Source organism: Luteibacter sp. 22Crub2.1 (genome assembly GCF_900167995.1).
Lineage (GTDB): Bacteria > Pseudomonadota > Gammaproteobacteria > Xanthomonadales > Rhodanobacteraceae > Luteibacter > Luteibacter mycovicinus.
This window is the reverse complement of the sequence record NZ_FUYT01000005.1, coordinates 246,938-267,978: the sequence shown is the minus strand read 5'-3', so window position 1 is coordinate 267,978 and position 21,041 is coordinate 246,938. Positions and strand designations below refer to the sequence as shown.

Sequence of the window (21,041 nt, the reverse complement as noted above, 5' to 3'; positions counted from 1 at the left end):
GGTGGCGTCGGTGCATTGATTACGATGGGTGTGCAGTGCGCCGCGCGGGCGCACGCGAAGATGGAGTGGGACAAGGTTTGATGTTGGGGAACAGCCGCCACGGATGGGTGCACCGCATCTTTCGATTTACCTCACGCTGAGGGTTCGCGAGCAGGCTCGCTCCTACAACGAGCCGGGGTGCGTCAGCGTTCGGAGGGGCGTCGGCGTCTGGCGTTCCTGGAGCGATTCCGCACGGAGGCGAAGGCCGGAGGAGGACTTAGCGACAGGAATGGCAGGCGGCGGCGCCCTTGCCCCGAGGCGAGGCTTCAAGACAAATGCGATGGCGAAGCCGAGCCCGGACGCGGCGCTTTGACCTGAGCAGCGAACGCCGTCGATTAGTCGCGTGAGCCGCTCCGGCAAACCGAAGCCTGCGCCGGATAATGATCGACACACCACGCCACCCACTTGCGTGTGTTCTTCTCACGCTGACTCGGCAACAGATGCCCGTTCTGCGGACCGAAGGCTCGACCTGTCACCACCTTCAATACGAACTCCAGCCCGTCATGGACATACCAGGGCTGCCCCTGCCGATCGCGTGAGCCGGTGCGGCGCACCCAGATCGACTGCTCGGGAAGGCGACGACCGTCGCCCAGGTGACTGACGATATACGGCACGCCCGCGCTGCCGAGATTCATCAGCGCATCGAACGCACGACGTTCGCTGTCCGAATCCCTTGCCGTGTCGTCCACCAGCTTCGAGACCAGAGGCGCCAGGTCGGGCGCGGGCGGTGGCGCGGCAGAGGCGGCCGCGGCGATGGGCATCAATAACGCAAGGCAGAACGCTCGCTGGCTCATAACCTGTACTCCGTTCAGGCTCACCCCGCCCGGAGTATCGCGCCACGCGCGCGGCGCGATGTTAAGACCCGATCAGCGGTAGAACGGGTAGGGCGCCAGGAAGATCAGCCAGATCATCAGCACGATGCCGACGTACTTGATCAGGCGGAACAGCTTCGGGTTCGCCTTCTTGAATTTGCGCGTGCGCTCGCGGCCACGCTTGTTCAGGGCGAACATGCGATTGACGAAGCCGACCTGCTCGTTGCCGTCGTCGCTGTTGGGCGAGGCGGTGATCGAACCCATGAAAGCGCCGACGCGCTTGTTGATGCCTGTCATCAGGCGGCTCTTCAGCGGACGCTCGACGTCGGCGAAGAGGATCACGCGGGTCTGGTCCGTGCGGTTCTCGGCCCAGTGCACGTAGGTCTCGTCGAACACGACGTCTTTGCCGTCGCGCCAGGCGTGCATTTCGCCGTCGACGAAGATGCGGCAGTCGTCGGAGTTGGGCGTGATCAGGCCGAGGTGGTAACGCAGCGAACCGGCGAACGGGTCGCGGTGCGCATTGAGCTTGCTGCCCGGCGGGAGCAGGGCGAACATCGCGGCCTTGACGCTCGGGATCGAGTTGAGCAGCTTGACCGTCTCGGGGCAGAGCGCCTCGGCCGAGGACAGCGGTTCGCCGTACCACTTGAGGTAGAAACGCTTCCAGCCCTGCTTGAAGAACGAGTTGAACGACGCGTCGTTGTGCTTCTCCGCCGAGCGGATGAAGCCCTCGTCGAACAGATGCATCGCCTCCGCGCGGATCGCCTGCCAGTTGTTCTGCAGCAGGTCGAGCTGCGGAAAGCCGCGACGATCGAGGATCGGCCGCGCCGGCACGGCCGAGAAGGCGTACATCAGCAGGTTGTACGGCGCGAAGATCGCCGAGTGATCCACCAGCTGGCGATCGAAGCGCAAGCGCGAACGGCCGCGCAGATGCACCAGCAGCACGCAAAGCGTGAACAGGATCAGGAGGTACAGGACGATGAAGCGTGGCCCGAGGAAATTCATGCGCGTGGACTCGACAAGGACGAGCGATACATGTGGCCGAAGCGGCCCGTATCAACGCGAATAGGATACTCCCCCCTCAGTGCCCCAGCACGTGCACCGTGCCCCGGCCCGGCCGCCAGGACCGCTGGAAGGCCTTGTTAACCCACGCAATTGCCTCGCGGACAGCCGATTGCGGCGATTTGCCCCGAGCCAGCCCCGCCGCCACCGCCGACGCCAGCGTGCAGCCGCTTCCATGCCCTTCGAAGGGGAGGCGCGGATTCCGGACCTCGATAACCCCACTGGCGTCGTAATAGCGATCGACGACTTCGCGCCCCTTTCCGTGGCCGCCTTTGAGCAGCACTCCAGCAGCTCCCAGGGCCAACAAGTCGGCCCCCGCGGCATCCATATCGCGCCCCAGCGGCCGACCCAGCAGGGCCTCGGCCTCAGGAAGATTCGGCGTCAGCACGTCGGCAAGAGGAATCAGCCGCGTCACCAGCGCCTCAAGCGCATCCTCATCCAGCAATCGTGCCCCGCTGGTGGCGATCATCACCGGATCCACCACCAGCCACGCCGGCTGCCGCCGCCGCATTTCCTTCGCCACAAGTCGTGTGACGGCCGCACTCCCCAGCATCCCGGTTTTTACGGCGGCGATGGAAAAATCGTCAAACACCGCATCGATCTGGCTACGCACATGCGCCAACGGCAACGTGTGCACCGCCGTCACGCCACGCGTGTTCTGCGACGTCACCGCGGTAATGGCCGTCAGGCCGTGCGTACCCCTCGCGTGGAATGTCTTCAGGTCAGCCTGAATACCCGCGCCACCCCCGGAGTCGGAGCCAGCAATGGTGAGCGTGTTAGGGCGCATCGTCATAACCGAAGGATAGCGGCGCATCCAGGCTTGCGGGTATCGCTCGGCCCACAACCCGACGTCACGTTCGTGGGGAGCCGCCGGTTGCCATTATTGGAGCGCTTCCGCACGTAGGCGACGGCCGAAGGAGGACTTAGCGACAAGAATGGCAACCGGCGGCTCCCCTGCCGAAACGCGGCAAGAGCCCGCGATGGCGAAGCCGAGCCCCGCCAGGCAAAAGAAAAGGCACGAGCCACGACCCGTGCCTTTTCTTCATAGCAGCTTACTTAAAGCGCTTCAGAAGCGAAGTCAGCCAGCCTCGACCGCTCACCGCGTTTCAGCGTGATGTGCCCCGAATGAGCCCACATCTTGAACCGGTCAACGGCATAGGTAAGACCCGACGTCGTCTCCGTCAGATACGGCGTATCGATCTGCTCCACGTTACCCAGGCAGACGATCTTCGTCCCCGGCCCCGCACGCGTAATCAACGTCTTCATCTGCTTCGGCGTCAGATTCTGCGCCTCGTCGATGATCAGATAACGGCTGAGGAACGTACGACCGCGCATGAAGTTCAGCGAACGGATCTTCACCCGCGACGCGAGCAGATCGTTCGTCGCCTGACGTCCCCACGACCCACCCTCCTCAGGATTGGCCAGTACTTCGAGGTTATCGGTCAGCGCACCCATCCACGGGGTCATCTTCTCCTCCTCCGTACCCGGAAGGAAACCGATGTCCTCGCCGACGGAAACCGTCGCGCGAGTCATGATGATCTCGCGGTAACGCTGCTGGTCCATGACCTGGGCCAGACCGGCGGCAAGCGCGAGGAGCGTCTTACCCGTGCCGGCGGTGCCGAGCAGGGTGACGAAGTCGACGTCCGGATCCATCAGCAGGTTGAGCGCGAAGTTCTGCTCACGGTTGCGTGCCGCGATGCCCCAGACGCCATGCGCGGCATGCGTGTGGTCGTCCAGCAATACGAGCTTTGCCTTGCGATCGTCCTCGTCGCCGGTGATTTCCAGGACGCGCAGTTCGACGTCGTTCTCACCCGGCATGTAGAGGCATTCGTTGGCGTACCACGCCTCGTCCTCGTGCATGCTCACTTCGTAGAACGTGCGGCCGCGCTCGTTCCACGAACGAAGCTCGGGATGCCGGCTCCAGAAGTCTTCCGGCAGTGCGTCGGAGCCCGTGAAGAGCAGGGCGAAATCGTCCAGCGCACGGTCGTTCTCGTAGTCTTCCGCGTCGATCCCGTAGATCGACGCCTTGATCCGGAGGTTGATGTCCTTGCTGACGAGAATGACCGGGCGATCGGGGTACTGATCGCGCAGATCGAGCACCGCGGCGAGGATCTGGTTGTCGGCCTTCCCGTTCCCGTGCCCGGCGCGCTGCTGGAAGAACAGCCGGCCGACCGCGGTGCGCTGGAGCTTGACGCCCTGCGGATTGGAAAGCTCGATGCCTCCGCGGATGCCTTCGCCGCCGCCGCGTTCGATGAGCTCGTTGATGAATCGACTGACCTGCCGTCCGTTACGCGAGACTTCCGAACCGCCTTTCTTTTTCTCGTCCAGTTCCTCCAGCACCGTCATCGGTATGAAGACATCGTGTTCCTCGAAGCGGAACAGCGAGGTTGGATCGTGCAGCAGCACGTTGGTGTCGAGGGCGTAGATGCGCTTGCTTCCGGTCATACGGAAGTCACCTCATGTGGAGGTTGCGAAGACCGGCCGCACGGCGACGGCCGGGGATGGGAGCCGCATGACGCGGAATCCGTCACGCGGTGGGAACACGCTCTAGCACGGCCTGCGCATGACCCGGGATTTTCACCCCGCGCCACTCGGCCGCGATCTTGCCGTTGGGATCGATCAGGAAGGTGCTGCGGACCACGCCGAGATAGCGCTTACCGTAAAGCACCTTTTCGTGGATGACGTCGAACGCGTTGCACCAGGTTTCGTCGGCGTCGGAAACGAGGGGGTAGGGCAGTTCCTGCCTGGCCGCGAAGTTGGCGTGCGAGCGCACCGAGTCGCGGGATACGCCGATCACTTCGGCACCGCGCGCCTGGAATTCGCTGTAAAGGTCGCGAAAGTCTTTCGCTTCGTTGGTGCAGCCGGGCGTGCTGTCCTTCGGGTAGAAGAACACCACGACCCACTTGCCTTTCAACGAGGCCAGCGAGAGCGACGAGCCGTCGCCGAGGGTGCCTTCGAGTCTGGGAAGTTTCGTGGTCTTGCCAGTCATGCGTGGGTCTTCAATCCTTCGGTCAGAACTTCACGGGATCCATGATGGCGTCGAGATTGAGGCCATCGCACAACTCGAGGAAGTCGTCGCGCAGGGCGGCGATGTGGGTTTCGGACGGAATGCCGATGGTGATCTGCGCCTGGAACATCTCGGCGCCGGTCTGCATCGCCTGGTAGCGCATGGAGGACAGCTGCTCGACGCTGATGTCGCGCCGGGAGAAGAACTCGATGATCTTGACCAGGATGCCCGGACGATCGGCGGCGATCACTTCGACCAGGTAGGGCAGCAGGTGCGCCGTCGGTTCGCGCGGCGTGGTGCGGTAATGGACAATCTGCAGTTCTTCGTCGCGGGCCAGCTTGCCCAGCGAGGTCTCCAGCTTGGCCACGGCGTCCCAGGCGCCCGAAGCCAGCAGCATCACGGACGTGTCGTTGCCGATCGTGGAGACGCGGGCGTCGGCGAGGTTGCAGCCGGAATCCGCGATGCGCTTGGCCAGCGCGAGGATCGGGGCGCGGTGCGCCGGCGACAGCGTCGAGATGAGGAGCTGGTTATCGGTGGTGGCGCTACGTGCTGCGGAACGATTCAAGGCGGAATTTACCCGTGGCGCGTCCCGCGGGGCGCGGAACCATCGCTTTGGGAGCAGCTTACTTGGCCCTGTCGCACGCTAGCAAGACACGCTGCGTCGTTCAGGCGGGGATTGGCTGAATGGACTCGCCGGAACCGCCCCGGTAACATGCGAAGGGCTGATTACTCAACGGGTTCCACCTTGGACATCTCAGGAAGCATCACCGCGCTGGCAACGCCCTTTGCCGCCGACGGTTCCCTCGACCTCGACGCTTTCGGTCGCCTGCTCGACCAGCAGATCGCGGGCGGCACGCAGGGCGTGGTCGTGGCCGGCTCCACGGGCGAGTCGCATTTCCTCGAGCATGACGAATTCGAGCGCCTGCTCGCCTTCGCGGTGAAACACGTCGACAAACGCATCCCCGTCATCGCCGGCACCGGGGAAGCTGGTACGGCCAAAACCATCGTCACCACGCGCCGCGCGAAGGCGCTGGGCGCGGACGCGGCGCTGGTCGTGGCGCCGTTCTACGTGCGGCCCACCCAGGAAGGCCTCCGTCAGCATTTCCTTGCGGTAGCCGATCAGGGCGGCCTGCCGGTCATCCTTTACAACGTGCCGCCGCGCACCGGCTGCGATATCGCGCCGGCCACCGTGGCGGTGCTGCGCGACCACCCGGGCATCATCGGGATCAAGGAAGCCCGGGGCGATGCGGAACGCATTCGCGCGCTGGCGGAACTTATCCGCCCGGATTTCGTCTACCTCAGCGGCGACGACGGTTCGGCTCACGAGGCCATGCTGGCGGGCGCCGCGGGGACGATCTCGGTCGTGGCCAACCTCGTGCCGGACGCTTTTCGTGCCTTCTGCGATGCCGCCCGTTCGGGCGATGCCGCGCGGGCCGCGAAAGAAACCGCACGTCTGGCACCACTGATCGACGCGCTTAACTGCGCACCGAACCCGATCCCGGTCAAGGCGGGGCTGAGCGCGCTGGGGCTCGGTTCCGCCGCGCCGCGGCTGCCGCTGGTCGAGCTGGAATCCGGCCCCGAACTGGCGAAGCTGCGCGAAACGCTCTCCGCTCTGGCACCATTGGCGTCTGCCGCCTGAAGCATCTCATTTCAACGGAACCCCGATTCATGAAGAAAACCTCGTACGCGCTGGTCGTCCCGGCACTGCTCCTGTCCGCCCTGCTGGTGTCGGGCTGTGGCGCGTTCCGCTCCACCAAGGAGTGGCAGAAGGCCCAGCAGGAGGCCCCGCTCGAGATCCCGCCGGGTCTCGATACGCCGTCGACGAGCGCTGCGCTGGTTGTGCCGGACGTCGGTTCGGGCGCTGCGGATGCCAAGGCGGCCGCGATCGCCGCACCGGTCTCCGACGGCTTCATCCTCTCGGATGATCCGGAAGCCGCCTACCGCCGCATCGGCGAGCTGCTGAGCGTGGGTGACCTTGGCAAGGTCGTGTCCCACGACGATGCGAACCACACCTATCAGATCGCCGCGACCACCAGCGCGCCGGAGAACCGCCCGGGTCTGTTCAAGCGCATGTTCGGTGGCGGCAAGAAGGACGACGCGCAGGACGCTCCGGCGTCGGCGCAGGGTGGTAACCACACGGTCGTGCTGGCGGTGACCGCCAGCGGCACCGGCAGCGAAGTCCGCGCGCAGGGTGACGCCGGTGGCGTTCGCCGCGTGGTCGACTCGCTGAAATCGCGGATGGGCAGCAAATAACCTCGCTCATCAGCGTATTCCGCAAAACGCCGCCTTCGGGCGGCGTTTTGCGTTGGGGCGGCACCTGTTACCCGTCGACGTGCCGAAAATCGCCTCGCGCCGCCTACAGCGAAAGGCGGATGGCCCCGGATCGACACCCGCATTAGCGTATCGGGTGAGGGCGAGGCAGCCCGCCACGATGGCGATCGATCCAGGGAAGGACAGGGACATGAAGCACGGGAAAGCGTTGCTGCGTACGGCTTTGGTCACGAGTTGGCTGGTCCTGCTCCTCGCGTGTGCACCGGCCGTGCGGCAGCCGCCGTCGCCGGAGGCGTCCCGGACCCGTGCGGGCATGGTGGTCCAGGGAGCGCATGACAGCGATGGGCAGGCCGTCGCGCGCCACCTGCAAGATCGCTACGACGACACGGCGGCGGATTGCCGAAAAAACGCGAGCGATCCCAATCCGCTGCCAGCGGTGCTCTGCTCGGGCATTCTGCTGCGCACGACCGTGCGCGGGAACTACGATGTCTGGAACCCCAACCCCGCGTCGCCCCTGAAGTACGGGGTATCGTTCTCCTGGCTACGCAGGGATTCCGCGTTCGGCGGCCTGGTTTTCAACTACGACAACGGCTTCATCATCCTGCCGCACTTCTTCGCGGATTCGCCGTCGGATGGTTATACCCAGCTCGCCGTGTTGTGCATCTTTCCTTTTGACGCGGATACGCTGAATCGGATAGGGGATAAAAACGACGGCTGCGGTCAGCATGGGACGACGGCGGGTACGGGTCCCTGCCAGGCGCAGAAGATTGAAACAGCGGCCCAATGGCTGGCTAAGTTTGGCGCGGCGGCAAATCGCTATCGCGATCAATGCGGGTTCACGCTGACGGCCGGGACGCCTGGCGCTTCTCTCTCGTTTCAGGCGCAGGCGAGCATTCGGACACAACTGGCGCAGTTCTTCGGGACACATAACGAAGTCATGGTGGGGAAGTGGGCGCAAAACGATGCACACATCCCTCTTGAGGCCTTCTTTTACGACGACCGGGGCACAGGGCTGGCCAATGCGCGACTGAATCAATGGGACTTCCAGGCCGCCACTCGTCGGTGGGTGCCGATCATCAAGGTAACGATGCCGACGGTCATCAATGGGCCGGCTGCATTCACGTACGTGGTTGCCGATCAGCAGATTCCCTGAGCCTTGAGGGCGTAGTCAAAAACGAGGCGGGGCAAGCTGGCCGCCATGGATAACGTATCGTCGGGAAGGAGACCGTCATGACCCAAAGAAGCGATGCGACCGAGCGGTTGCGGGTGGCGCTGTTAGGCCTGCTCGATGAACTCGACGCGCGAACGGATGTGGGTGGCGCGCAGCTCAGTGCTGCCGGATCGATAAACGACGAGGTGGGGGAGGACGCGGATGCGGAATCGCATCCGGAGGTCAGTGCCGCCCGTTGGGGGCAGTATCTTCTGAAAAGGCAGCACGATCTGCTCGCCACGTCGCGGGACCGGAACGTGGTCGATGAGGCTCGCGGCCCGCTTGCGCGGCGGCATGCCTTGTTGGCATCGGAATACCTCCAGACGATCCTGGAGGGGCAGATCGAGCATTTTTCCGGTGGCATCTCGACCAATCAGGTCTGGATCCCGTGTCCGTGTTTTGGGACGGTGCCGCCACCGCCACCGCCACCGCCACCGCCACCGCCACCGCCACCGCCACCGCCACCACCACCGCCACCGCCACCACCACCGCCACCACCACCGCCACCACCGCCACCGCCACCGCCCCCTCCTGTGCCGGTGCCGCCGCCCCCGGGGCCGTATCCACCGCCTCCGTCACCGCCGCCACGGCCGCCGGGAGGGGGGAGCGCCTGCAGGACGTGTGGGAGCACGGTGAATCCTCAGGGGGCGCGTTACTGCATGACCTGCGGTAACGCGTTATGAGGTAGCGCGGCACCGCACAGCGATCCGCGGTTTTTGCGGTTTGTGCGGTGTCGCCTTTAGCGGTTCCGGGTTGCCAGGGAAGGATTCGTCATGGAACGGCGTGTTTCGGAAGGGTTGCGTGCCGGTGGGCTGGGGCTGTGTTGCCTCCTGGCCTCCTGTAGTCACACCGTTCGCCATCCTGCGCCGATGGCGCATGACGGCGACGGTCTCAGGGTCGCCCGCGCTATCCAGGCCAGGTACGACGACTCGACGAATGTCCGCTGCAACGGTTCGGCCACCGCTCCCTCGTTTCTCTGCTCCGGCGTCATGCTCCGCAGTACGGGCTACCCGGCCAGCGGTCACGCCTGGGACCCCAAGGGCGCAACCAATCCCAAGCCGGGGGGTATCTCGTTCTCCTGGATGCGACGTGACGCGCAGTTCAACAAAGTGGCACACGGGTACACGCAGGGTTTCGTGCTGATTCCCGTGCTGCTTTATGACGGCCGGCCGTTCCGGAACATGGAGGTCCTCTGTGCGTATGCCATCGACGGTGCATCCGATGAGCGCGCCAGTCGCGGGTGTGGGGCCCACCGCAAGTACCTTTCCGACAGTGGACCGTGCCAGTCGCAAGGCATCGTGACGGCAGCGGCGTGGCTGCTTCACTACGTCAAGGTGTCAGGCGAATACGAGCAGCGCAACCATCAGTGCGGCTTTGCCGTGATGTCCGCCACACCGAACTCGTCGGCCATCTTTCAGGAAGCTCTCGGCGCCATGCGTGTCATCAAGCAGCAGTCGTTCCGTGAGCAGAACGAACTGGTCGTGGAGGAGTGGTCGTTTGGCGATGACGCCCGGTTGCCGATCGAGGCGTTCTTTTACATCTCGGGGCAGGACGGTCCGCGCGGGGCGATGGCCTACCAGCGTGATTTTCAGGCAGTTGCCGGCCGTTGGGTGCCAGTGATTCGCCTGACGCTGGCGCCGTCGGCGGGAGACCGAGCCACATTTACGTATCGCCCGCAGGATCAGGCCATTCCCTGATCGGAGCTATTCAGCCAAGGAAGGTGAGTCATGAAGCATGTATGGATTCGACGCTACCGGGCGTGGGGTGTGGCCTTCGCGATAGCGACGGTGGCCGCCTGCTCAAGTGTGCCCGGCACTCGTCCGGCCTCCCCTGAGCGGGCGACAGTGGTCGCGTCGCATCGGGCGGACGTCTCGCCGCTGGTTGCTCATGACAGTCGGGGAGCCGGGCCCGGGATGACGTACTCCGTCGGTGTCCAGGATGCTGACGGACCCTCGGTGGCGGCGGCCCTGCAGGCGCGCTACGCCAGCGCCGTCACCGCGTGTCCTGGCGGCCTGCCGGCCGTGTCATGTTCCGGTGTGCTGATGCGGGCGACGGTGCGGGGTGCCTATCGCGTCTGGAATCCCAATCCGGTAAGCCGCACGCCGCGGGGAGTGCCTTTCTCCTGGCTGCGCCGGGACGCGGCGTTCAGCGGGATGGTCTTCAATTACACCAATGGCTTCATCGTGGTGCCCTATCAGACGGCGCTGGGTTTGCCAGGCCGATACACGGCACTGGAAGTGCAGTGCGTCTATGCCTATGACGCCGATACGTACAACCGCACAACCGGCCTGCGCGACGGCTGCTCTCCCCATGACACCGAGAACCGCACCAACACGGCGCCGTGCCAGTCGCAGGACATTTTCAATGCCGACCAGTGGCTCCGCCGGTTTAAAGTCGCCGCCGATCGCTACACCATGCAATGCGGCTTCCGCGTCAGCGCCGGCACGCCGGACGCGGCTGCCGTTTTCATGGCGCTCCCGGCGATACGAGCCGCCCTGCCGAACGAGATGTGGCTGCACGACGAGCTGATGGTCGCCACGTGGGCTCAGAACGACCCCCGCGTTCCTGTCGAAGCGTTCTTCTTTCTTGCTGGCAGCGCGGTCGGTCTGGCGGAAGCGCGCGCGAATCAGGCCGACTTCCAGGCCGTCACCGGGCATTGGGTGCCGGTCATTCAGTTGACCCTGCCGACCAGTCCGAACGGCCCGGCCTCATTCACTTACACGCCCTGAGGCGGGGCGTGGGATCACTGCGACGGAGGTCTCCTCGGAGACTCCGCGCATCAACGCGGGAGAGCGGATATGAGTGATCGATGGAGCGAGCTGGCGACGAAGCTGGCAGAGGTGGTGAAGCTGATCGAGCTGCTTCAGCAGCCGGTTGCGTCGGAGGGTGGCATTGAGCCCTTTCGTGTCATTCCTCCGGGAGGAGGGTCGCCGCCTCCGCCGCCGCCTCCGCCTCCGCCTCCGCCGCCGGGTCCGGCACCGACCCCGCCAGGAGGTGGCGGAATCTACTGCAAGGCATGCGGAACGTATAACGTCTTCTGACAGTTCTGGCGGGGCGGCACGGACACGTCCGCCCGTCCCTTGCCCGGCGCCTCAGCGCTCGATCAGATCGATCTTGCCCGGCTTGCCTTCCCAGTCCTTCGCGTCGGGGAGGCCGTCCTTGCGCTCGGTGATCACCTTCCACTCTTTCGAGAGTTCGGCATTCAGCGCCACGAACGCTTCCTGGCCCGCGGGGACGTCGTCCTCGGGGTAGATGGCGTTGATCGGGCATTCCGGCTCGCAGAGGGTGCAGTCGATGCACTCGTCCGGATTGATCACGAGGAAATTCGGGCCCTCATGGAAGGCATCCACGGGGCAGACTTCGACGCAGTCCGTATACTTGCACTTGATGCAGTTGTCGGTAACGACAAAGGTCATGCGGACTATTTATGCGCCGAAGAGGAAAGTGGTGCTCCCTACGAGGTTCGAACTCGTGTTCCCGCCTTGAGAGGGCAGTGTCCTAGACCACTAGACGAAGGGAGCAGGTCGTACCCGGGGTACGAAGCGCGCTAGTATAGCCAAAATCCGGTGGCCAGCAACGCTTTTTTTGCCCGCTCGTCGGATCGGGTCAGATTCGTTACATTTGACCCATTCATCCCGACACCGGCTGCCGGTGGGGGCAGCCACTTGAACGGACGCGGACGCGCCCGCCAGGACCAAGACCGCTTGAATCCCGAAACCAGGAATGAGGTTCCGCCGACGCTCCGCGTCATCCCGCGCGAACAGCACTCCATTTCCCGCAAGAACATCAGTAAAGCCGCCCTGCGCGTGCTGTACCGGCTGCACGACGCCGGCTTCGCCGCCTATCTGGTCGGAGGCGCGGTACGCGACCTGCTGCTGGGCGGCCATCCCAAGGACTTCGACGTGGCGACAGACGCCACCCCCGACGAGGTCAAGGGGCTGTTTCGCAACTGCCGCCTGATCGGCCGACGCTTCCGTCTGGCCCACGTCGTGTTCGGCCCCGAGATCATCGAGGTAGCGACCTTCCGTGGCACGGGCGAGGAAGGCGGCGAGGGCGACCGGCACATCGCCACCGACGGCCGCATCGTCCGCGACAACATATGGGGCACGATCGAGGAAGACGCCGTGCGCCGCGACTTCAGGGTCAACGCGCTTTACTACGACATCGCCGATTTCAGCGTGCGCGATTTCGTCGGCGGCATGCAGGACCTCGAAGACCGCACCATGCGGTTGATCGGCGACCCCGATCAGCGCTATCGCGAAGACCCGGTGCGCATGCTGCGCGCCGCCCGCCTTGCCGCGAAGCTCGGCTTCACCATCGATGCCGCCGCGTCCGCGCCCTTCGCGACGCTGGGACATCTGCTGACCGAGGCGGCACCCGCCCGCCTGTTCGACGAGTCGCTCAAGCTTTTCCTGGGCGGTCACGGCCTGAAGAGCTTCAAGATGCTCGAGGCGTGCGGTCTGCTGAAATTCCTGTTTCCCGCCACCGCGCGGGCGCTCGAGCGGGGCGACAACGCCCTGCGTGCGCTCGTCGAGCAGGGGCTCGCCAACACCGATGCACGCATCGCCGAGGGTAAGTCGGTTACGCCGGCCTTCCTGTATGCGGTGCTGTTGTGGGGCGAAGTGCGCGACCAGGCCCAGGGCTGGATCGCTCAGGGCTATGACGCCAACGAAGCATGGCAGCACGCCGCGGTGCGTGTCGTCGGCGAGCAGTGCCAGCGTGTGGCGATCCCGCGTCGTTTCACCTTCACGATGGAAGAGATCTGGTCGCTGCAGCCACGGTTCGAGCAGATCCACCGCAAGCGGGTGTTCCGTCTGATGTCGCACCCGCGCTTCCGGGCCGCGTTCGATTTCCTTCTCCTGCGTGCCCCGGAATCGGATGGCATGCGCGAGCTGGGCGAGTGGTGGGCGCATGCCCAGCAGTTGCCTCCCGAGATGCTCGCCGCCGCCCTCGGTGGCGGTGGCGTGCCGGTGCACGAGCCTTCCACCTCGTCGTCGGCGCCCGCGCGTAAGCGTCGCCGTCGCCGCAAGCCGACGGGTCGCGGTAAGGGCGGTTCGGGCGACGCGTGAGCGTGACCGCGCTGATCGGCCTGGGTGGCAACCTGGGTGACGTGCGTGCGCGGCTCGCGGCCGCCATCGACGCGCTCGGCCGGGTGCCGGGTGTTTCGGTGGGGGCTCGCTCGCGGTTCTACCGTACGCCGCCCTGGGGCAACGTCGACCAGCCGGACTTCGTCAATGCGGCGGTCGCGATCGATACCACCATGGGCCCGCATGACCTCCTCGATGTCCTGCTTGCCACCGAGCGCGACTTCGGGCGTGTTCGCGATGGCGAGCGCTGGGGGCCGCGCACGCTCGATCTGGACCTGCTGGCGTACGGCGATCGCACGATCGACGACGAACGGCTTACCGTGCCACATCCCCGCATCGCTGAACGAGCCTTTGTGCTGTTGCCCCTCGCGGACATCGCTCCCACGCTGATCCTGCCCGGGATCGGACGGGTCGACGCGTTGCTTGGTCAGGTCGACGCGGCCGGCTGCGTCTTGCTGGGCTGATGTCATCTCCTTGAGATGCCGCTCGTGTAGGCGGACAATTCCCGTTTCACCCAATCTGGCGAGAAGAGCGTGTACGTCGAAAAAACGAGTGCGCCGGCGCGTAAGCCGGTGACCGTGCCGGGCCTCAAGGCGATGAAAGCCGACGGCCGGAAGATCGTGATGCTCACCGCCTACGATGCGAGTTTCGCCGCGCAGCTGGAGTTTGCCGGGGTCGATATCGCCCTGGTCGGCGATTCGCTGGGCATGGTGGTACAGGGTCGTTCCAGCACCCTGCCGGTCACGGTCGACGAGATGGTCTATCACACCGCCGCGACCGCGCGCGGGCTGTCGGCGACCCTGCTGGTGGCCGACCTGCCGTTCATGAGCGATCGCGACGTGGCGACCGCCATGGACGCGGCCGCGCGACTGGTGGGGCAGGCGGGTGCCGCCATGGTCAAGATCGAGGGCGCCGGGCGTATCTGCGAGGTCATCGCCGCGCTGGCCGAACGCGACATTCCGGTCTGCAGCCATCTGGGTCTTACGCCACAGTCGGTCAACAAGTTCGGCGGCTACAAGGTGCAGGGCAAGACGCAGGATGCCGCCGACAAGCTGCTGGCGGACGCGAAGGCGGTGGAAGCCGCCGGTGCCGACCTGCTGGTGCTCGAATGCGTGCCGTCCGCGCTGGCAAAACGCATCACCGCCGAGCTGTCCATTCCCGTGATCGGGATCGGCGCGGGCGTCGATTGCGACGGCCAGGTGCTGGTCGTCTACGACCTGCTCGGCCTCACCCCCGGCAAGCGCCCGAAGTTCTCGAAGGACTTCCTCGCCGGCCGCGATTCCATTCAGGGCGCGATCGCCGCCTATGTCGAGGATGTGCGCGAACGGCGCTTCCCCGGCGCCGAACACAGCTTCACCTGAGGACCACCCGATGCAGACCGTTACCGATGCCGCCGCGCTCCGCGCCACCGTCCGTGGCTGGCGCGCCGCCGGCCACAACGTCGGCTTCGTCCCCACGATGGGCAACCTGCACGCCGGCCACCATTCGCTGCTGAAGCTGGCGCGTGCCCGCGCGGACCGCGTGGTCGCCAGCGTGTTCGTCAACCCGACCCAGTTCGGTCCGGGCGAGGACTTCGAGCGCTACCCGCGTACCCTGGCTCAGGATCAGGCTGGCCTGGCCGAGGCAGGGTGTGACATCCTCTTCGCCCCCGAGGTGTCGACGATGTATCCGTTCGGCCCGGCCGCCAGTGTCAGCATCCACGTGCCGGTCATCACCGACACGCTCGAGGGTGCGCATCGCCCGGGACACTTCGACGGCGTCGCCACCGTGGTGGCTAAGCTGTTCAGCCTGGTCCAGCCGGACCTCGCCGTGTTCGGCCAGAAAGACTTTCAGCAGCTCAAGGTGATCGAGCGGATGGTCGCCGACCTTTCGCTGTCGGTGAAGGTCATGTCCGCGCCCACCCTGCGTGACGAGGATGGGTTGGCCAAGAGCTCGCGCAACCAGTATCTGTCGACCCAGGAGCGCGCCCGCGCGCCGCAGATCTACGCGACCCTGACACAGATGCGCGATCTGTTCGGTCAGGGTCACAGCTGGCAGGCGCTGGAGCAGGCCGCCAGGGCCCGTCTGGAGCGGGCCGGCTTCGTGCCCGACTACGTGGCGATTCGCCGTGCTGACGACCTTACGGAGCCGACGGCGGAGCAGCGCGACGGCCTCGTCGCCCTCGTGGCTGCCCGGCTGGGCAATACCCGCCTGATCGACAACCTGCCGTTCGACTGAATCCCTTCACAAACGGGGACTTGCGTTTCGAGGCGCTGTCCCCCATAAAGCGCACCGACAGAGGAAGCCCACGCGACGGACGGGCAACCCTCCGTTAGAATGGGCGTTTTTGTAACCGCCAATACCCAGAGACCGCCATGCAGCTCAACATGCTCAAGTGCAAGATCCACCGCGCCACGGTGACTCACGCCGAGCTGAACTACGAAGGTTCGATAGCCATCGACGGCAACCTGCTCGACGCCGCGGGTATCCGCGAGTACGAGCAGATCCATGCCTGGAACATCAGCAACGGCGAACGCTTCGTCACCTACGCGCTGCGCGCGGATGAGGGCTCGGGCATCATTTCCGTCAACGGCAGCGCCGCCCGTCGCGTCTCCGTGGGCGACCTCGTGATCATCGCCGCGTTCGCCACCCTGTCCGAGGCCGAAATGGCCAAGTACCAGCCGGACCTGGTCTACGTCGACGCGAACAACCGCATCACGCATACGAATCATTCGATTCCGAAGCAGGCGGCGTAGCCGCCTGCTGTGTAGGAGCGCGCCTCGCGCGCGAAAAGCCAAGAAAGCGATGAAGCGGCACCCCATCATCGCCCTGTAGGCTTTTCGCGCGCAGGGCGCGCTCCTACATCAGCGGGGTGGCCAGCCGCAGCGTGGCCACATCCGCCGCATGGCCGCACGATCTCGCGAGTCCCGGAGCGACATCCATACAATCCACTTACGCTGCACTGCGGTAACATCGGGATTCCCTATCCGTTGCAGCCAAGTGGAAGCCATGGAATCACAGCACGACCGTCTGCCCTCGTTCGAGGAGCACGCCTCCCGCCTTGCCAGGACCACGCTTCGCGAACTCGTCCAGGACGATGCCCGCGGTGAGCGCCTGCGTCGCCGTATGGGCCCCATCCTTCTCGATGTGTCCCGCCAGAAGCTCGACGTCGCGGCGCTCGACGCCGTCGGCGAGTACATCGAAAGCACCGGCTGGAAAGCCGCGCGCGACGCGATGTACGAAGGCAAGCACATCAACACCTCCGAAGACCGCGCGGTGCTGCATACCGCGTTGCGCGGCGGTGCCTCGCGACATCCTGCGGCGCCCGCCGACGTCCGTAAGGAAGTCGCCGATGCGCTCGACAAGATGGAAACCCTGGTCAATGCCGTCCACAAGGGCGAAGGCGAGTCGGTCGGCCTGATCGGTCGCGTCACCGACGTGGTCAACATCGGTATCGGCGGTTCGGACCTCGGTCCCCGTCTGGCCGTGCACGCGCTCGAACAGTTCCATGTCGACGGCATCCGCAGCCACTTCCTGACCAATGTCGACGGCCAGGCAGCGACGGACCTGATGAAGGTGCTGGACCCGGCGCACACGCTGGTGATTCTCGTCTCCAAGAGCTTCAACACGCAGGAGACGCTGCTCAACGGTGGCGTGTTCCGCAACTGGATTCTCAAGGCCAACGACGGCGACGAGGCGAAGACCACCAGGCACTTCATCGCCGTCAGTTCCAACGACGAAGCCGTGCACAAGTGGGGCGCCTCGCAGGTGCTCCCGATGTGGGACTACGTCGGCGGCCGTTTCTCGCTCTGGTCGGCGGTCGGCGCGTCGATTGCCTTCGCCATCGGCATGAAGGGCTTCCGCGACTTGCTCGCGGGCGCTGCCGAGGCCGACGATCATTTCCGCAGCGCGGAGTGGAAGGACAACCTTCCGGTCCTGCTGACCATCGCCGAAGTCTGGAACCGCAACGTCCTCGGCCGCAGTAGCCGTGCCGTCGTGCCGTACGTGGATTCCCTCGCCGACCTGCCGTCCTACCTGCAGCAGCTCGAGATGGAAAGCCTCGGCAAGCACGTGCATCCGGGCGACGGCAGCGAAGTGACGGGCAAGACCGTCCCGGTGGTCTGGGGCAGCATCGGCACCAACGCGCAGCACGCCTATTTTCAGGCGCTGCACCAGGGCACCGATATCGTGCCGTTGGAGTTCATCGGTCTGGTCAAGCCGGCGCACCCGCTGCGCGAGAACCACGACGTGCTGCTGTCCAACCTGCTGGCGCAGGCCGCTGCGCTGTCGCTGGGCAAGACCTTCGAAGAGGCCCTGGCCGAAGCGAAGACCGGCACGGAAGAAGAGCGTCGCGCCCTGGCTGCGCAGCGCACCTTCAAGGGCGATCGCCCGAGCACCGTGTTCATGCTCGACTCGCTCACCCCGCATTCGCTGGGTGCGCTGATCGCGCTGTACGAGCACAAGGTGTTCCTGCTCGGCCACCTGTGGGGCGTCAACGCGTTCGACCAGTGGGGCGTGGAGCTGGGCAAGGTGATTGCGAAGCAGATCTATCCGTCGCTCGCCAGCGATAAGGACGTCGGTGATCTGTCGCAGTTCGATGGCGCGACACGTGCATTGATCGGGGCGATTCGCGGGCGTCGGTAACGAGCATCGCTAACACACGAAGAGCCCGGCATATGCCGGGCTTTTCGTTTTTACATGCCGGAAAAACACAGGTCGCGCCTACAGCCAATGGCCTATCGCGGTGCTGTTGCCATCGGGCGCACAGTGAGCGCGAAGTTCCCAAGGATGGAGACGCGTCATGACGACACGACACACTGGAATGTGGAAGGTTTTCGCCCTTCTGCTGTTGCTTGCCGGCTGCGCCACGGAGTCGCCCCGCCGACTCACGCCACATGCCTCGACGCAGGAGGACGGTGCCACGGTGGCGCAGCACATCCAGGATCGGTACGACCAGCTCTATACGGAATGTCGGCCCAGCTATACGCCCGCGGTGCTCTGCACGGGCGTCCTGATGCGTGGGACGGTATGGTCCACGGGCTACCATTCGTGGATTCCGAACCCGGCAAACGCGGCCGGTGGCGTCTCCTTCTCGTGGCTGCGGCAGGACTCGAATTTCGGCCTGTCGGCCTATCCGAACGGGTTTATCGTGTATCCGCATTTCTATTCGGACACACCAAACTTCTACCACCTGACGGTGAACTGCGGCTACGTCATCAACGCGGGAACGAACGGGCTCCCCGACAAGTGCCGGTCGCCGTGTCACGCGCAAACGGTCTACACCGCCGCCCAATGGCTGGCGAAGTACGGCGCGGGGTCCTATGGCTGTGCATTCAAGATCGCCCCCGGGGACGCCGCTCCGGATGCCGCCGTCGCATGGATGCAGATCGTCGAGGTCCGTAAAGCGCGGAGCATCTTTACGTGGAACGAAATCATGGTGGCGCCATGGCCCCAGAACACCTACGCAAACATGCCGCTCGAGGCGTTTTTCTATATCTCGGGAAATGCTTCCGGCCTCGCCAGCGCGAAGCTGGATCAGCAGGATTTCAGGACGACGGCGGGTCGCTGGGTTCCGGTGATCCAGTGGACACCCGCGACGTCGATCGGTGGCCGCGCGACCTTTGCGTACAACGCGGCCGACCAGGCCATCCTCAACTGAAGCAAGGCGACGCTCAAACCTCGAGCGTCGCCATATCACCCTTTTCTTCCAGCCACTGCTTCCGATCGCTCGCACGCTTCTTGGCCAGCAGCATATCCATCAGCTTCGCCGTTCCGTCTTCCGCTTCGATGGTCAGCTGCACGAGACGACGCGTATCGGGATGCACGGTCGACTCACGCAGCTGCGCCGGGTTCATCTCGCCCAGGCCCTTGAAGCGCGTCACGCTGACGGCACCCTTCATCTTCTCGCGCTCGACCTTCTCCAGCATCAGACGCTTCTCTTCCTCGTCCAGGCAATAGAACACCTGCTTGCCCACGTCGACACGGAACAGCGGCGGCATGGCGACGAAGACGTGGCCTTGGCTGACAAGGGTCGGGAAGTGACGCAGGAACAGGGCGGCGAGCAGGGTGGCGATGTGCAGGCCATCGGAATCCGCGTCGGCCAGGATCACCACCTTGCCGTAGCGCAGACCGGACAGGTCGTCCTTGCCGGGATCGCAACCGATGGCGACCGCCAGGTCGTGCACTTCCTGCGACGCAAGCACGGCGGTCGACTCGACTTCCCAGGTGTTCAGGATCTTGCCGCGCAACGGCATGATCGCCTGGAAGTCCTTGTCGCGCGCCTGCTTGGCCGAGCCACCCGCCGAGTCACCCTCGACCAGGAAGATCTCGGTGCGGGTGAGGTCGGTGGAGGCGCAGTCGGCCAGCTTGCCGGGCAGGGCGGGTCCCGCGGTGATCTTCTTGCGGACGACCTGCTTGGCCGCCTTGAGACGCGCGCTGGCGCGTTCGATGGCGAGCTGGGCGATCTTCTCGCCGAGGTCCACATGCTGGTTCAGCCAGAGACTGAAAGCGTCGTGCACCACGCCTTCGACGATGCCGGCGGCAGCACGCGAGGACAGGCGCTCCTTGGTCTGGCCGGCGAACTGGGCGTCCTGCAGCTTGACGCTGAGCACGAAGGCCAGCCGCTCCCAGACGTCTTCCGGTGCCAGCTTGACGCCACGCGGCAGCAGGTTGCGCAGGTCGCAGAACTCGCGGATGGCGTTGGTCAGGCCCGAACGCAGACCGTTGACGTGCGTGCCGCCCTGCGCGGTCGGAATCAGGTTGACGTAGCTTTCCTGCACGAGGTCGCCTTCCGGCAGCCAGGCCAGGGCGACGTCGAGTGCATCGGTCTCGCGTGAGAAATGCTTGACGAACAGCTCCGACGGCAGCGCTTCGGCGCCCTGCAGTTCGGCGCGCAGGTAATCGGACAGGCCATCCTCGAAGTACCACTCGGTGGTTTCGCCGGAGCTTTCGTCGGTCAGGCGAACGGTGAGGCCGGCGCACAGCACCGCCTTGGCGCGCAGCAGGTGCTTGAGCTTGGAAACGAGGATCTTCGGCGTGTCGAAGTACTTCGGGTCGGGCCAGAAGCGCAGCGTGGTGCCGGTCTTCTTCTTGGGCACCGTGCCGATGACTTCGAGGTCGCTCGCACGGTCGCCGTCGGCGAAGCTCATGCGGTATTCCTGACCCTCGCGGCGGATCGTGACGTCCACGCGCGTCGACAGCGCATTGACCACCGACACGCCCACGCCATGCAGGCCGCCGGAGAACGCGTAATTCTTGTTCGAGAACTTGCCGCCCGCATGGAGGCGGGTAAGGATCAGTTCGATGCCCGGCACCTTCTCTTCCGGGTGGATGTCCACGGGCATACCGCGGCCGTCGTCGGTGACTTCGACGGAGCCGTCCTCGAAGACGGTGACATCGATGGTTTTCGCATGGCCGGCGAGGGCTTCGTCGACCGAGTTGTCGATGACTTCCTGGGCCAGATGGTTCGGCCGCGAGGTGTCGGTGTACATGCCGGGACGGCGCTTGACGGGATCGAGACCGCTGAGGACTTCGATGTCTGAGGCGTTGTAGCGAGTATTCATTAGGTATCGAGGCCG

At 65.1% G+C, this 21,041-nt stretch carries 22 protein-coding genes and 1 tRNA gene; 12 read left to right on the top strand and 11 right to left on the bottom strand.

Features of this window, described 5'->3' with window-relative positions:
* Positions 1-374: 374 nt before the first annotated feature.
* From B5X73_RS07160 to B5X73_RS07135, 6 genes are all read right to left on the bottom strand, one after another.
* Positions 375-833: a hypothetical protein gene (locus tag B5X73_RS07160; protein WP_079521099.1), complete on the bottom strand. Its 459-nt coding sequence runs from the start codon at positions 831-833 to the stop codon at positions 375-377.
* Positions 834-905: 72 nt separating this feature from the next.
* Entirely contained in the window at positions 906-1,853 is a 948-nt protein-coding gene (locus tag B5X73_RS07155; RefSeq protein WP_036111945.1) for an aspartyl/asparaginyl beta-hydroxylase domain-containing protein, read from the bottom strand.
* 76 nt (positions 1,854-1,929) lie between these two features.
* Positions 1,930-2,724 (bottom strand): bifunctional hydroxymethylpyrimidine kinase/phosphomethylpyrimidine kinase, encoded by a 795-nt coding sequence (gene thiD, locus B5X73_RS07150; RefSeq protein ID WP_079521134.1) that lies wholly within the window; start codon positions 2,722-2,724, stop codon positions 1,930-1,932.
* A gap of 242 nt (positions 2,725-2,966) precedes the next feature.
* Entirely contained in the window at positions 2,967-4,355 is a 1,389-nt protein-coding gene (locus B5X73_RS07145; RefSeq protein ID WP_079521098.1) for a PhoH family protein, read from the bottom strand.
* Between the two features lie 82 nt (positions 4,356-4,437).
* Positions 4,438-4,899 (bottom strand): peroxiredoxin, encoded by a 462-nt coding sequence (locus tag B5X73_RS07140; protein WP_036111952.1) that lies wholly within the window; start codon positions 4,897-4,899, stop codon positions 4,438-4,440.
* A gap of 22 nt (positions 4,900-4,921) precedes the next feature.
* A complete protein-coding gene (locus B5X73_RS07135; RefSeq protein WP_036111955.1) occupies positions 4,922-5,482 on the bottom strand; it encodes a glycine cleavage system transcriptional repressor in 561 nt (186 codons plus the stop codon).
* Positions 5,483-5,662: 180 nt separating this feature from the next.
* Between B5X73_RS07135 and dapA the strand changes: the two genes are divergently transcribed.
* The 3 genes from dapA to B5X73_RS07120 all read left to right on the top strand — a co-directional run bounded on the left by dapA (position 5,663) and on the right by B5X73_RS07120 (position 8,341).
* Complete coding sequence (gene dapA / locus B5X73_RS07130; protein WP_079521096.1) at positions 5,663-6,556, top strand: 4-hydroxy-tetrahydrodipicolinate synthase; 894 nt, start codon at positions 5,663-5,665, stop codon at positions 6,554-6,556.
* Between the two features lie 29 nt (positions 6,557-6,585).
* Complete coding sequence (locus B5X73_RS07125; RefSeq protein WP_079521095.1) at positions 6,586-7,170, top strand: hypothetical protein; 585 nt, start codon at positions 6,586-6,588, stop codon at positions 7,168-7,170.
* Positions 7,171-7,378: 208 nt separating this feature from the next.
* Entirely contained in the window at positions 7,379-8,341 is a 963-nt protein-coding gene (locus tag B5X73_RS07120) for a hypothetical protein (protein WP_079521094.1), read from the top strand.
* Between the two features lie 122 nt (positions 8,342-8,463).
* On the opposite strand, the gene B5X73_RS20980 is transcribed toward B5X73_RS07120, so the two are convergent.
* On the bottom strand, positions 8,464-8,748 hold the full coding sequence (locus B5X73_RS20980) for a hypothetical protein (protein ID WP_090351042.1): 285 nt from the start codon (positions 8,746-8,748) through the stop codon (positions 8,464-8,466).
* A 23-nt stretch (positions 8,749-8,771) separates the two neighbouring features.
* Positions 8,772-9,029, bottom strand: a complete 258-nt coding sequence (locus B5X73_RS20975) for a hypothetical protein (RefSeq protein WP_176167764.1) — start codon at positions 9,027-9,029, stop codon at positions 8,772-8,774.
* Positions 9,030-9,171: 142 nt separating this feature from the next.
* Here B5X73_RS20975 and B5X73_RS07110 point away from each other — a divergent pair, with 142 nt between their 5' ends.
* Together B5X73_RS07110 and B5X73_RS07105 are read left to right on the top strand one after the other, a co-directional pair.
* Positions 9,172-10,095, top strand: coding sequence for a hypothetical protein (locus B5X73_RS07110; RefSeq protein ID WP_139382688.1), 924 nt, complete (start codon positions 9,172-9,174; stop codon positions 10,093-10,095).
* Between the two features lie 216 nt (positions 10,096-10,311).
* Positions 10,312-11,127: a hypothetical protein gene (locus B5X73_RS07105; protein ID WP_079521092.1), complete on the top strand. Its 816-nt coding sequence runs from the start codon at positions 10,312-10,314 to the stop codon at positions 11,125-11,127.
* 363 nt (positions 11,128-11,490) lie between these two features.
* Here the strand turns inward: B5X73_RS07105 and fdxA are convergent, their stop codons facing one another.
* Together fdxA and B5X73_RS07095 are read right to left on the bottom strand one after the other, a co-directional pair.
* The gene (gene fdxA, locus B5X73_RS07100) at positions 11,491-11,814 is read right to left on the bottom strand and encodes a ferredoxin FdxA (protein WP_036111970.1); all 324 of its coding nucleotides are present in this window, start codon (positions 11,812-11,814) and stop codon (positions 11,491-11,493) included.
* A gap of 29 nt (positions 11,815-11,843) precedes the next feature.
* Positions 11,844-11,919 (bottom strand) — tRNA-Glu (locus B5X73_RS07095).
* A gap of 183 nt (positions 11,920-12,102) precedes the next feature.
* Between B5X73_RS07095 and pcnB the strand changes: the two genes are divergently transcribed.
* The 7 genes from pcnB (at position 12,103) to B5X73_RS07060 (ending at position 19,123) form a co-directional block, all read left to right on the top strand.
* On the top strand, positions 12,103-13,467 hold the full coding sequence (gene pcnB, locus B5X73_RS07090; RefSeq protein WP_079521091.1) for a polynucleotide adenylyltransferase PcnB: 1,365 nt from the start codon (positions 12,103-12,105) through the stop codon (positions 13,465-13,467).
* Entirely contained in the window at positions 13,464-13,949 is a 486-nt protein-coding gene (gene folK, locus B5X73_RS07085) for a 2-amino-4-hydroxy-6-hydroxymethyldihydropteridine diphosphokinase (protein WP_254857250.1), read from the top strand. Before pcnB ends, folK begins: the two co-directional genes overlap by 4 nt.
* Positions 13,950-14,018: 69 nt before the next feature.
* Positions 14,019-14,846 (top strand): 3-methyl-2-oxobutanoate hydroxymethyltransferase, encoded by an 828-nt coding sequence (gene panB / locus B5X73_RS07080; protein WP_079521090.1) that lies wholly within the window; start codon positions 14,019-14,021, stop codon positions 14,844-14,846.
* Positions 14,847-14,856: 10 nt separating this feature from the next.
* A complete protein-coding gene (panC, locus tag B5X73_RS07075) occupies positions 14,857-15,702 on the top strand; it encodes a pantoate--beta-alanine ligase (protein ID WP_036111978.1) in 846 nt (281 codons plus the stop codon).
* 137 nt (positions 15,703-15,839) lie between these two features.
* Positions 15,840-16,220, top strand: coding sequence for an aspartate 1-decarboxylase (panD, locus tag B5X73_RS07070; protein ID WP_036111981.1), 381 nt, complete (start codon positions 15,840-15,842; stop codon positions 16,218-16,220).
* A gap of 253 nt (positions 16,221-16,473) precedes the next feature.
* Positions 16,474-18,108 (top strand): glucose-6-phosphate isomerase, encoded by a 1,635-nt coding sequence (gene pgi / locus B5X73_RS07065; RefSeq protein WP_079521089.1) that lies wholly within the window; start codon positions 16,474-16,476, stop codon positions 18,106-18,108.
* 157 nt (positions 18,109-18,265) lie between these two features.
* Positions 18,266-19,123: a hypothetical protein gene (locus B5X73_RS07060; RefSeq protein WP_139382687.1), complete on the top strand. Its 858-nt coding sequence runs from the start codon at positions 18,266-18,268 to the stop codon at positions 19,121-19,123.
* Positions 19,124-19,136: 13 nt separating this feature from the next.
* Here the strand turns inward: B5X73_RS07060 and parE are convergent, their stop codons facing one another.
* Positions 19,137-21,026: a DNA topoisomerase IV subunit B gene (gene parE / locus B5X73_RS07055; protein WP_036111990.1), complete on the bottom strand. Its 1,890-nt coding sequence runs from the start codon at positions 21,024-21,026 to the stop codon at positions 19,137-19,139.
* Positions 21,027-21,041: the final 15 nt, after the last annotated feature.